An 11,920-nucleotide genomic window follows, 5' to 3' on the forward strand; every position below is an offset into this window, starting at 1 on the left:
AGTAGGCCAAACCTGTAAAAATGAGCCCCTGTTTTCAGTGGGCAATCGCCTGACTGTTCAAGGAGATGAAATGAAACTGACTGTTCTGGTACCGGCGCTGGCTGGTCTGTTGTGGGCCGGTAGCGCTCTGGCTGATGCCCAATTGGAAGTGACCACCCCGTATGTCGTCCAGCTGATCGATGGTCAATCCATCAACCCCAAGCTGCTCGACAAAACCAGCACCTTCCCCCTCTCTGCCGGCAAACACCAGTTGGTCGTCGCCTTTGAAGGCAACTACTCCAGCCGTAACGAAATCAAGCTGGTGACCGCCGAGCCGCTGGTGCTGAACTTCACCGCCGCCGACAATCAGCTGCTGGTGCTGGACTATAAAAAGCCCCGCAACGAAGCCGAAGCCAAGCAGTTTGTCAAAGATCAAAAAGTGGCGCTGAAAGACAAGGTCAGTGGTCAGCAAGTGAGCAGCGAACAGTTCGTGATGCCGAAAGTAGAGGGCTTCCAGCTGACCCGTGACTATCAGCAAGAGCTGATCAACCTGGGGAAAGCCTTCAACCAGCCCAAAGCAGTGGCCGTCTCTTCTGCTGCCGTGATGGCTGCCGCCAGCGCACCGGTTCAGGTTGCCCCCAGCAAGGCTCAAAGCAATCCGGAAGCGCTGACCCAGTTGCAAAACTGGTACAACAAGGCCGATGCGGAAACCCGCAAAGCCTTCCAGATCTGGGTTATCCAGCAGCAATAAGCCGGGCTGAGAGATTGACTGAAAGGGGAGCCAAGCTCCCCTTTTCCATATCTTGCGGTCTTACTCACGACGCGTCTTGATTTATGCGCTGCCACTTCCCCTTTATATAGGGAGTACATATATGGATTCATCTGCTGATTTCATATATAGAAAGCGCCACCTTGCCAGGGAGAATGGCACCATGTCGTTGCGCATTTTCTATCACCCCCTCTACTCCTCCCTGACGCTACCCGAGCGCCATCGCTTCCCGCTGGCCAAGTATCAGGGGCTGTTTGAACGCCTGCAGGTGCAGGGTTACCCCGTGGGCGAAGCGCCCGCCGCTACCCAGGAGCAAATCTGTCGCATTCACGATGCCGATTATGTCGCGGCAGCCCTGAACGGCCAGCTGGAAGATCGCGCCATCCGCAAGATCGGTTTTCCCTGGTCACCCATGCTGATAGAGCGCACCTTGCGCTCGGTGGGTGCCACTATTGCCGCCAGCCGCTATGCACTTGAGCAGGGCTGCGGCTTGCAAATCTCAGGCGGCTACCACCACGCCCATCGGGATCACGGCAGCGGTTTTTGTCTGTTCAACGATTTGGTGATTGCCGCCCAGACTTGCCTCGATGAGGGGCGCTGTGAACAGGTGCTGATCGTCGATCTCGATGTGCATCAGGGAGATGGCAGTGCGGCCCTGTGCGCCGAACGGCGCGATATCATCACCCTCTCCCTCCATGGTGAGCACAACTTTCCCCACAACAAAACCACCTCTCACCTCGACTTTCCGCTGCCAAGCGGCATGACGGACGATACCTATCTCACCACATTGCAACAGGCGCTATCACTGGCACTGCGCCTCTATTCGCCGGACCTCATCCTCTATCAGGCGGGCGTCGATGTGCATCATGCCGACGAGCTTGGTTATCTCTCCTTGAGCGATGAAGGGGTTCGCCTGCGCGATGCCATGGTATTTGACTGTGCAATCAAGCATGGGTTGCCTGTCGCCGCTGTACCCGGTGGCGGCTATCGCCGCGACTGGCAACAGCTGATCCCGCTTCATATGTCGCTGTTTGAGGCAGCGCTCCACCGTTTTGGCTGATGGCATGGCTTTATAGCGCGGACACCCCATCAGAGTGGGCGGCATTTCACCAGATAAAACAGAAGAGGCGACCCTTGGGGTCGCCTCTTCGTGTTTCGTCATCTCGGTCACACAAGCTCGCTCGCAGTCAGGCAAGCTCGGGACGCCTGAGGATAACTATTTCTGACGCTTGCGGGCGTACTTGCGACGGGCGCGGGCCTGACGCTCCTCTTCCCGCTCGGCCTTCTCTTTGGCTTTTTGCTCGGCTTCTGCGGCGGCTTCGACAATCTCGACACTCACCATCTCCGGCGTCTCCAGCGAGATGCGGCCAAGCAAGCCTGAGCGGAACTCGTTAATCAGGATCTCGGACGCCTTGTGCAGGTCGGCCAGCCCCCCTTTGCGCATAAACGCTCGCTGGCGGGCGATCATCTCCAGCAGCTCGATCTCAGTCTCGGGCAGCTCGTCAATCTGGTAGCGCGCCTTGATCCGCTCCGGATAGGCCTTGATGAAGTAATCGGCGGCGAACATGGCGATATCGGCATAGTCGAACACCGTGTCCTTGATGGCCGCGGTGATGGCCAGACGATAACCGCAGGAGGGCGGATTGAGCTTGGGCCAGAGAAAACCCGGGGTATCGGTCAGGATAACGTTGTTATCCAGCTTGATCCGCTGCTGGGACTTGGTCACCCCCGCCTCGTTGCCGGTACGGGCGATGATGCGCCCCGCCAGGGTATTGATCAGAGTAGACTTGCCCACGTTGGGGATCCCCATGATCATCGCCCGCACGCCGCGCAGCTCAAAATTGCGCTCCGGCAGCATCTCATGGCAGAGGGTCAGCAGTTGCTTGATCTTCTCCGGCTCTTGTTGTGTCAACGGCAGCGCCTTGATCCCCTTCTCTTTTTCCATGTGCGCCACCCACAGATCGGTGATCGCCGGATCGGCCAGGTCCGCCTTGTTCAGCACCTTGATCACCGGGGTATCACCACGCAGCTCGGGCACCAGCGGGTTTTCGCTGGAGAAGGGGATGCGGGCATCGAGCATCTCGATGATCACATCGACCTGGGGCATGACCTCGGCAATCTCTTTGCGGGCCTTGTGCATGTGACCGGGGAACCAGTTGATGGACATATCCGTTACTCTCTGTGGGGCTGCGGGCGCGCGCATGGAACAACAGGCGCTCTGCCGCGGGCATCGAACGAAGGGGGGGCATTTTACCTGCTGCGGGCCTCTTTTGACAGGTCATTCTAACCATCACCTCATCAAATCAGCAAACCGCCGAGGCGGAGCAACCTTGCCGGAAGCGACCGGACCAACTGGCTCAATTGATAGATAACACATTGATATAGTGTAACATTTTCATCACTTTTTCACACAACCGTCACCGATAGTCAGTAAAAGTGTCATCTACCCCCTCTAGGCTGCGCTCAGGTTTTACAAGGAGCGAACCCCAATGAGAAAAATGGCAGGACTTGCAGTGATGATCGGCGCCGCCCTGGCTGCCGGCTGCAAATCAGACAATGACACGGTGGCGACCAAGCCCGCAGCCCAACCCACCAACGTCATCTTCTTCCTCGGTGACGGCATGGGCCTCAACACCCTGACGGCCGCCCGCATCTACGGTGTCGGCGAAGAGGGTGATCTCACCATCGATACCCTGCCAGAGACGGCCTTTATCAAGACCTTCTCCCACGATGCCCAGGTCACTGACTCGGCCCCCTCCATGGCGGCCTACATGACCGGGGTCAAGAGCAACAACGGCGTCATCAGCATGGACGGCGACGCCACCTATGAGAGCGACTGCAGCAAGAGCGCCGGCAAGCCGGTGACTACCCTGCTGGAGCTGGCCAAAGCCGATGGCCGCGGTACCGGCGTGGTAACCAGTACCCGGGTGACCCACGCCACCCCGGCGGCTACCTATGCCCATATCTGCAACCGGGATCTGGAAGCGGATATCGCCGTCCAGCTGGTACCGGGCGGCAAAGGCTACAACAGCGCCCTCAAGGAGGGGCTGGATGTGGTGCTCGGTGGCGGCAGCAGTTTCTTCCTGCCCAAAGCCGACAAGGGCAAGCGGGAGGATGGCCGCAACCTCATCAGCGAAATGCAGGCCAAGGGCTACCAGTTTGCCAGCAATCTGGATGAGCTGAACAAGGCCGATGCGGGTAAGCCGCTGCTGGGGCTGTTTGGTTCCAGCCACATGAAATATGACCTGGACCGCCCTGCCAGCGAGCCGTCACTGGCCCAGATGACCCTGGCCGCCATCAAGCAGCTCAAGGGCAAAGAGAAGGGTTACTTCCTGATGGTGGAAGGGGGCCGTATCGACCACGCCCTGCACGACACCAACGCCAAGCGGGCGCTGCAGGACACCATCGCCTTCGACAACGCCATCAAGGCCGCCATCGACGAGGTGAAAAAGAGCGACCCCGAGCTGAAAAACACCCTGATCGTGGTCACCGCCGATCACGACCACACGCTCGTGCTCAACGGCTATGCCAAGCGCACCGGCAAGACCACCGCCGACAACCCCGGCGTACTCGGGCTGGTGAAGAACTACGAGACTGGCGAGCCAAGCAAGGATAGCGAGGGCATGCCCTACACCATCATAGGTTTTGGCAACGGCTACAACCGGGTAGATGGCCCGCGCAGCAGCGTTGCCCCGCTCGACGATGCCACCGTCTCCGCCAATGACTACCACCAGGAAGTGGTGGTCAAGGTAGGCGAAATCGGCAACGAGACCCACGGCGGCACAGATGTCTTCCTCGGCGCCATCGGCAAGGGGGCTGACAGCTTCCATGGCTCACTCGATAACACCGCCGTGTTCGGCAAGATCAAGGCTGCGGCCAAGCTGTAAGGAGCACTTTCATGAGCAAACAGATGAACACATCCATCAAGCACACGCTGGTCTGCGCCGCCCTGTTCAGTGCGTTGGGCGCAACCACCCAGGCACAGGCCGGTGATGCCAAAAACGTCATTCTCTTTATCGGTGATGGCATGGGCCCCACCGTGCTCACCGCCACCCGCCTGTTCAAGGTGGGGGAAGAGGGCAATCTGGAGATGATGAAACTGCCGCGCAGTGCTCGCATCAAGACCTTCTCCAACGATGCCCAGACCACCGACTCGGCCCCCTCCATGGCGGCCTACACCACCGGGGTCAAGATGAACAACGAGGTGATCGCCATGAGCAGCGACACCAAAGCCGTCGCCCCCGGCAAAGACGTCAATGGCAACAAAACCGTCAACAATTGCAGCAGCGATAACGGCAAGCCGGTGCCCACCATCCTGGAGCTGGCCAAGGCAGCAGGCAAATCGGTCGGGGCCGTCACCACCACCGAGCTGACCCACGCGACCCCGGCGGCTACCTACGCCCACATCTGCCATCGGGATGCTGCCTATGACATCGCTGCACAAGCTGTTCCGAGAGGCGCAGGTTTCAACCAGGCGCTGGGAGATGGGGTCGATGTGCTGATGGGCGGTGGTGCCAACCACTGGACCCCCTACAGCGCCAGCAACAAGAGCGGTCGCAATGACAACCGCGACCTGACCGCCGAGATGAAGGCGCAGGGATACAGCTATGTCACCACTCAAAGTGAACTGGCCAAGGTCACCAGCGGCAAGGTGCTCGGTCTATTCAGCAGCAAATCCCACTTGGACTACGAGCTGGATCGGGTCGCCAAGGGGGCAGCCAATACCCAGCCGTCCCTCTCCGAAATGACCGCCAAGGCGATCGACCTGCTGAGCAAGAACAGTCAGGGTTACTTCCTGATGGTAGAAGGCGGCCGGATCGATCATGCCCTGCACGGCACCAACGCCAAGCGCTCGCTCACCGATGCGGTGGCACTGGATGAGGCGGTCAAGACGGCGCTGGGTAAAGTGGATCTCAACAATACCCTGATCGTGGTCACCGCCGACCATGACCACACCATGACCATTAACGGCTACTCCGCCAAGGGCAATCCGGTGCTGGATCTGGTGAAAAATGGCGACGGCTCGACCCAGAACGACGTGGATGGCAAGCCCTTCACCACCCTGGTGTTCGGTAACGGCCCCAACCGCCCTGATGTGCGCCCCGTCCTCACCAGCGATCAGGTGATGGCCAATGACTATCTGCAGGAGACCGGCGTCAAACTGACATCGGAAACCCACGGCGGCGGCGATGTGATGCTGTTTGCCGATGGAGCCGGCAGCAACCGCTTCAAAGGCACGCTGGATAACACCAAGGTGTTTGGCAAACTGCGGGAGGCGCTCGGCCTGTAAGCAGCAGGGGCCCGGGTGCATCTGAGCAATTGACTCAGCGGCCCGGGCCCCGGCTCTTTCGAGCGACAGATGATGATGCGACTTTTGCTTTCGTTATGGCTGCTTGGCAGCACCCTCGCCTTCCCCCTGCATGCTGACGACACGCCCCCGGATCTCGCCGCCCGGATCAGCTATCACGACCGGAACACCGGCAGCGATGGCATCGCCAGAGAGAGTGTCTGGCAAGAGAAGTGGCTGCGCGTTGGCAATCAGGTGTGGAGCCAGCGGCTCATTCCCCTCCCCCTTGCCCGTGCCTATCACGCCACTCACGACGCCACCCCCGGCCACAAGCACTTTACCCACCAGATGGCGGCCCGCTGGGTCAGTCGCAGTGATGAGGGTGAACTTCAGCTGCGCTATGCCGACAGCTGGCACAACCAGCTGGTTGAAGTGCCGGTGGAAGAGTATGGCCAGGTGGCCTTCAAGCCCGACTGGCTGCGGATCCGCCATCTCGTCAACCCGGTGCTGATCGAGGGGATGACCCCACTGGATGAGGCCGCCCCCGAGCAGGCCCGCTGGTATGAAAAGCGCGAAGGGCAGCAACGAACCCGCATTCTCTGGTCGAGTCAGTGGCAGATCCCGCTGGTGGTCGAGTCGGCCAGCCTCGATGGATATCGCAGCTACCGGATGGAGGTGACCCTGCGCAAGCTGCCTGCTCAGCTCCCCTGGCAGCAACTCTCTGATTACGAAGTGCGCGATCTGCGGGATTTCTTCGACTGAGATCCCAACCCCTCAGCGGGCACAACGACAACGCAGGCAGGAATGTTACACTCTGCATATTCGACTCTGGCTCACGACCTTGATGCGCGCTCTCTGCCTGCCCTTTTTTGCCCTGCTGTTATTGCTGGTGAACACCGGTGCCCAGGCTATTGTGCTGGTGGCGGCCGAGCTGCCCCCCTATGTCATTCGCTCCTCTCACGGCAAACCAAGCGGTGTCGCCATCGAGATCATGGAGGAGGCCGCCCGACGCCTTAAAGAACCGCTCATTATCGAGCTGATGCCACTGGCCAGAGCCCTCACTCAGGCTATCCACCGCAAGGATGTGCTGCTGATCCCGCCGGTACGCAGCACTCAACGGGAACACCTCTACTACTGGGTAACACCGATACTCGATGACGATTTTGTCATCGTCAGCGATCGCCACTTTCATCCTTCTCCCCTCAAAGTGACAGATCTCCCACCGCTGCAGATCGGCACCCTGCGCTACTCCTTCGGTCAACATCTGCTGAGACAACGACTTAAGCTTGAGAGTGATACCGTGGCCACCGAGAAGCTCAATGCCCAGAAATTGCATCGGGGCCGTATCGATGCCTGGGTGGCCGCCTGGAACGCCATCCTCTATAACCAGCGCCTTGGTGATTTGCCAACCGACCGGCTGGTACGCGGGGAGACTCTGATGCGTACCCAGTTTTATGTCGCCGCCAGCAAAGAGCTCCCCTTCACCGAGGGACGTCGCTGGCAAGCCGTAATCGACGAGATGCGTCATGATGGCACACTGGCGCGGATCATCCGTCAGTACAACTATCAGGCTCCTGAGTAGTCACTCAATCGCGGTTGCCAAGGCCGGCCAGAATGGTTATGGTAGCCCCATGAAAATACTCGCTATTTCCGCGCATTTGCTCACACCCTGCTGAGCCCCCGCCTCGCTCCTTCGGCCGCGAGTCGCTTGGGGGCATGGCATTTTCAATCGATTGAACCTGTTGAATCCATTTTTGTAACACTTTGCGTGATGGCCTACCTGCCCCCGCCGGTATGGGGCTATCCGCTATTGATAAGGAATATCTTATGAAACAACCTCATCTGGTTATCTCCAGCCTTGATCTGGACCGTATCGAACAACTGCTCGGCAACCATCCGCAGCATCTGGCCCTGCAAGAGGAGCTGGACCGCGCCGAGATCCGCGAACCGGCCGACATGCCGCCGGACGTGGTCACCATGAACAGCAAGGTTCGCTTCAAGATGCAGAGCAGCGGCAACGAGTTCTGCCTCACCCTGGTCTACCCGCGCGATGCCAAGGGCGACGAGAGCAACATCTCGGTACTGGCGCCGGTAGGGAGCGCCCTGCTCGGCCTGAAAGTGGGCGACAGCATCGCCTGGCCGGGCCCGGCCGGTCGCACCATCGAGGTCGAAATTCTGGAAGTGGTTTATCAGCCGGAACGCGCCGGCGAGCTGCACCGCTGAGTCCCCCGGGCTGGTCATCCCCTGTTGATCAGCCCGCTTGCTCGCCCTTGCCAGCTGATCCCGATCAAGCTTTGCGCACCTTGCCCCCCGGTTTTTAGCCCCTTTTCCTGCTGCTGCTTGAGCCTGACTCGGGGGGCAGGTATCTTGTTGGCCGCGTCATGGTCATGACGCACCGAATTTCAGGCTGACATCATGATAAAAATTGCCCTCATCGACGATCACCAGATCGTCCGATCCGGTTTTGCCCAACTGCTCAATCTGGAGCCCGATCTGCAGGTGGTCGCCGAATTCGGCTCCGCCAGCGACGCCCTTGTCGGTCTGCCCGGCAGCGGGGCGCGGGTCTGTGTCTGTGACATCTCGATGCCCGACCAGTCGGGACTGGATCTGCTCAAGCAGCTCCCCTCCGGCTTGGCTGTAGTGATGCTCTCGGTTCACGACAGCCCCGCCCTCATCGAGCAGGCGCTGCAAACCGGTGCCAAGGGATTTCTCTCCAAGCGGTGCAGTCCGGACGAGCTGATCGCCGCGGTGCGTACCGCCGCCCAGGGGGGGTGTTATCTGACACCAGACATCGCCCAGAAGCTGGCCAGCAGCAGCCGGGATCCCCTCACCAATCGGGAGCGGGAGATTGCCCAGTTGCTGGCACAGGGGCTGGAGGTGAAAGCCATCGCCGAGCAACTTGGCCTCTCCCCCAAGACGGTTCACGTCCATCGCGCCAACCTGATGGACAAGCTCAAGGTCAGCAACAACGTCAAGCTGGCCCACCGCATGCTGGATAGCTGGTGATCTCCCGTTTTGCCAGCTATGTCGCCATCGCGCTGGCGGCCTGCTTCATCTTTGCCGCTGGCTGGTTTTGCCTCTGGAGCATCAGCCTGCATCTGGCGGGTGGCCCGGCGCTGGCGGTGCTGCTGTTCCCCTTCGGCCTGCGCCTCGGCTTGCTGCTGCAAAGTCCCGGCCACTACTGGCCGCCGCTGTTGCTGTGCGAAGGCCTGCTGCTCTACTGGCTCAATCTGGAGGTAGGGCTGCCCCACTGGCCTTGGCTGGTCGCGGGCAGTCTGCTGACCCTGCTACCGCTGCTGATTGCCCGTCGCCAACAGGTGCGCAACGACTGGCAGCAACTGTTGCTGCTGCTCGCCACCGTCACGGCGGCGGCGCTGCTGCAAGCCCTGCTCTGGCATCTGGCCGGGGAAGATGGCCTCTCGGCCCTGCTGCTCAGCCTGACCGGCGGGCTGACGCTGACCTCCACCTGCATGCTGATCTGGCACTACCTCACCCGCGCCACCTGGGTGCCGCTGGGGCCTGCGCTGGTGGATCAACCGGTGGAGTGGCGCTTTCGCCATCTGGTCTGGTATCTGCTGCTGTTCGTATTGAGCCTCTGGCTGCAACTGGGGTTGCCCAACTCGCTGGTACGCTTTACCCCGTTTTGTCTGGCCATCCCCATCATCGCCATGGCGTGGCGCTACGGCTGGCAGGGGGCGCTGCTCGCCACCCTGATGAACACCATCGCCCTGCTGGCCAGTCAGGCCTGGCACGATCACCCACTGGATCTGCTGCTCTCCCTGCTGGCCCAGAGCCTCACCGGCCTGCTGCTCGGCGCCGGGATCCAGCGCCAGCGCGAACTTAATCAGGCGCTGACCCGCCAGCTCGCCCACAATCGCCAGCTCACCGAGCGGCTGCTGGAGACCGAGGAGAGCATCCGCAAGGAGGTAGCGCGCGAGCTGCACGACGACATCGGCCAAACCATCACAGCCATTCGTACCCAGGCAGGGATCGTGCGCCGCCTCGCCCCCGATAATTCCGGGGTGGGCCAGAGCAGCGCCCTCATCGACACACTGTCGCTCGGGATCTACGACGCAGTGCGCGGTCTGCTCGGGCGGCTGCGCCCGCGTCAGCTCGACGACATGACGCTGGAACAGGCGGTACGGGCACTGCTGCGGGAGCTGGAGCTGGAGCGTCACGGCATCGTCACCCGGCTGGAGTGGCAGCTGGCGGATGGGGATCTCTCGGATGCCCAGCGGGTCACCCTGTTTCGGGTCTGTCAGGAGGGGCTCAACAACGTGGTCAAACATGCCAACGCCCACTCGGTCACCATTCGCGCCCGGACCAGCGGCGAGCAGTTGCAACTGGTGCTGGAAGATGATGGCCGCGGTCTGCCGGAAAGCCGCCCGCAACAGGGCTATGGCTTGCTCGGTATTCGCGAGCGGGTACAGGCCCTCGGGGGCAGTCTGCAACTCTCCTGCATTCACGGCACCCAGCTGACGGTCAATCTGCCCAGTCGCAGACGGGAAGAGAGTCATGGCTAATCACCACCAGAGGGCCTGCCTGTGCTGAGTTTTATGAGAAGCGCGCCGCCCCGGCCCCTTATCCGGGATCAGGCCGAGATCGATGCCACCTATCGCCACTGGCGGCTGCACCTGCTGCTGACCATGTATCTGGGCTACGCGGTCTTCTACTTCACCCGCAAGAGCTTCAACTTCGCCATGCCGGACATGCTGGCGAGCGGCATGCTAGACAAGTCCGACATCGGCATGCTGTGGACCCTGTTCTACATCACCTACGGCTGCTCCAAGTTCTTCTCCGGCATCATCAGTGATCGCGCCAACCCGCGCTACTTCATGGGTGTCGGACTGATGGCCACCGGCGTGATCAACATCCTGTTCGGCCTCTCGTCGGCACTCTGGATGTTTGCCGCCCTCTGGGTCGCCAACGCCTTCTTCCAGGGCTGGGGCTGGCCACCCTGCTCCAAGCTGCTCACCAGCTGGTATTCGCGTACCGAGCGCGGGGTCTGGTGGTCGGCCTGGAACACCGCCCACAACGTCGGCGGCGCGCTCATCCCCCTTATCGTCAGCACCATCGCTCTGCAACATGGCTGGCGCTACGGCATGATAGTGCCCGGCCTTATCGCCATCATCGCGGGGTTGTTCCTCTGCTGGCGACTGCGGGATACCCCGAGTGCCATGGGACTGCCGACAGTAGGCGAGTGGCGCAAGGATGCCATGGAGCTGGCCCAGCAGACTCAGGATGCGGGGCTCTCCCATCGCCAGATCCTGCGCAAATATGTACTGGGCAACCCCTATATCTGGCTGCTCGCCTGCTGTTACGTGCTGGTCTATGTGGTGCGCACCGCCATCAATGACTGGGGCAATCTCTACATGACCGAGCAGCGCGGCTTCAATCTGATGAGCGCCAACTCGGCCATCTCCATGTTCGAGGTGGGAGGCTTTATCGGTGCGCTGGTGGCGGGCTGGGGATCGGACAAGCTGTTCAACGGCAACCGTGGCCCGATGAACCTGATCTTTGCGGTGGGGATCCTGCTGGCGGTGGGGTCGCTCTGGCTGATGCCCTTCTTCAGCTATGTGATGCAGGCGGCCTGCTTCTTTACCATCGGCTTCTTCGTGTTTGGCCCCCAGATGCTGATCGGCATGGCGGCGGCGGAGTGCTCCCACAAGAACTCGGCGGGGGCGGCCACCGGCTTTGTCGGGCTGTTCGCTTATATGGGGGCGGCGCTGTCAGGCTATCCGCTGGCCAAGGTGATGGAGATCTGGCACTGGAACGGCTTCTTCGTGGTGATCTCGGTGGCAGCGGGCGTCTCGGCCCTGCTGCTGCTCCCCTTCCTCAAGGCGCAGGCACCGCGCCCCCAGCCTGCCGAGATAACGTAATACCGG

11 protein-coding genes are annotated in these 11,920 nt (G+C 60.9%); 10 read left to right on the plus strand and 1 reads right to left on the minus strand.

The window, feature by feature from the left end; translation table 11 throughout:
* Positions 1-70: 70 nt before the first annotated feature.
* Complete coding sequence (locus tag I6L41_RS08940) at positions 71-730, plus strand: DUF2057 domain-containing protein (RefSeq protein WP_216963494.1); 660 nt, start codon at positions 71-73, stop codon at positions 728-730.
* Between the two features lie 181 nt (positions 731-911).
* Positions 912-1,808 carry a histone deacetylase gene (locus I6L41_RS08945; RefSeq protein WP_216963496.1) on the plus strand — a complete coding sequence of 299 codons (897 nt, stop codon included), beginning with the start codon at positions 912-914 and terminating at the stop codon, positions 1,806-1,808.
* 156 nt (positions 1,809-1,964) lie between these two features.
* On the opposite strand, the gene ylqF is transcribed toward I6L41_RS08945, so the two are convergent.
* On the minus strand, positions 1,965-2,915 hold the full coding sequence (gene ylqF / locus I6L41_RS08950) for a ribosome biogenesis GTPase YlqF (protein WP_005334061.1): 951 nt from the start codon (positions 2,913-2,915) through the stop codon (positions 1,965-1,967).
* A 322-nt stretch (positions 2,916-3,237) separates the two neighbouring features.
* Between ylqF and I6L41_RS08955 the strand changes: the two genes are divergently transcribed.
* The 8 genes from I6L41_RS08955 (at position 3,238) to I6L41_RS08990 (ending at position 11,914) form a co-directional block, all read left to right on the plus strand.
* A complete protein-coding gene (locus I6L41_RS08955) occupies positions 3,238-4,635 on the plus strand; it encodes an alkaline phosphatase (protein ID WP_005334065.1) in 1,398 nt (465 codons plus the stop codon).
* An 11-nt stretch (positions 4,636-4,646) separates the two neighbouring features.
* A complete protein-coding gene (locus I6L41_RS08960; RefSeq protein WP_216963498.1) occupies positions 4,647-6,038 on the plus strand; it encodes an alkaline phosphatase in 1,392 nt (463 codons plus the stop codon).
* 72 nt (positions 6,039-6,110) lie between these two features.
* Positions 6,111-6,797 carry a hypothetical protein gene (locus tag I6L41_RS08965; RefSeq protein WP_216963899.1) on the plus strand — a complete coding sequence of 229 codons (687 nt, stop codon included), beginning with the start codon at positions 6,111-6,113 and terminating at the stop codon, positions 6,795-6,797.
* Positions 6,798-6,879: 82 nt separating this feature from the next.
* Positions 6,880-7,617 carry an ABC transporter substrate-binding protein gene (locus I6L41_RS08970; RefSeq protein WP_216963501.1) on the plus strand — a complete coding sequence of 246 codons (738 nt, stop codon included), beginning with the start codon at positions 6,880-6,882 and terminating at the stop codon, positions 7,615-7,617.
* A gap of 245 nt (positions 7,618-7,862) precedes the next feature.
* Positions 7,863-8,258, plus strand: coding sequence for a nucleoside diphosphate kinase regulator (rnk, locus tag I6L41_RS08975; RefSeq protein WP_005334070.1), 396 nt, complete (start codon positions 7,863-7,865; stop codon positions 8,256-8,258).
* 192 nt (positions 8,259-8,450) lie between these two features.
* Positions 8,451-9,041 (plus strand): transcriptional regulator UhpA, encoded by a 591-nt coding sequence (gene uhpA, locus I6L41_RS08980; RefSeq protein ID WP_216963505.1) that lies wholly within the window; start codon positions 8,451-8,453, stop codon positions 9,039-9,041.
* On the plus strand, positions 9,038-10,558 hold the full coding sequence (gene uhpB, locus I6L41_RS08985) for a signal transduction histidine-protein kinase/phosphatase UhpB (RefSeq protein ID WP_216963508.1): 1,521 nt from the start codon (positions 9,038-9,040) through the stop codon (positions 10,556-10,558). Before uhpA ends, uhpB begins: the two co-directional genes overlap by 4 nt.
* A 21-nt stretch (positions 10,559-10,579) precedes the next feature.
* On the plus strand, positions 10,580-11,914 hold the full coding sequence (locus tag I6L41_RS08990) for an MFS transporter (RefSeq protein WP_047439233.1): 1,335 nt from the start codon (positions 10,580-10,582) through the stop codon (positions 11,912-11,914).
* Positions 11,915-11,920 lie beyond the last annotated feature (6 nt).

It is taken from the genome of Aeromonas sp. FDAARGOS 1411, assembly GCF_019047125.1.
In the GTDB taxonomy this organism is placed as follows: domain Bacteria; phylum Pseudomonadota; class Gammaproteobacteria; order Enterobacterales; family Aeromonadaceae; genus Aeromonas; species Aeromonas veronii.

Coding starts and splice junctions, on each gene's coding strand:
- I6L41_RS08940 (WP_216963494.1), top strand. CDS start 71: ATGAAACTGACTGTTCTGGTACCGGCGCTGGCTGGTCTGTTGTGGGCC.
- I6L41_RS08945 (WP_216963496.1), top strand. CDS start 912: ATGTCGTTGCGCATTTTCTATCACCCCCTCTACTCCTCCCTGACGCTA.
- ylqF (WP_005334061.1), bottom strand. CDS start 2,915: ATGTCCATCAACTGGTTCCCCGGTCACATGCACAAGGCCCGCAAAGAG.
- I6L41_RS08955 (WP_005334065.1), top strand. CDS start 3,238: ATGAGAAAAATGGCAGGACTTGCAGTGATGATCGGCGCCGCCCTGGCT.
- I6L41_RS08960 (WP_216963498.1), top strand. CDS start 4,647: ATGAGCAAACAGATGAACACATCCATCAAGCACACGCTGGTCTGCGCC.
- I6L41_RS08965 (WP_216963899.1), top strand. CDS start 6,111: ATGATGCGACTTTTGCTTTCGTTATGGCTGCTTGGCAGCACCCTCGCC.
- I6L41_RS08970 (WP_216963501.1), top strand. CDS start 6,880: ATGCGCGCTCTCTGCCTGCCCTTTTTTGCCCTGCTGTTATTGCTGGTG.
- rnk (WP_005334070.1), top strand. CDS start 7,863: ATGAAACAACCTCATCTGGTTATCTCCAGCCTTGATCTGGACCGTATC.
- uhpA (WP_216963505.1), top strand. CDS start 8,451: ATGATAAAAATTGCCCTCATCGACGATCACCAGATCGTCCGATCCGGT.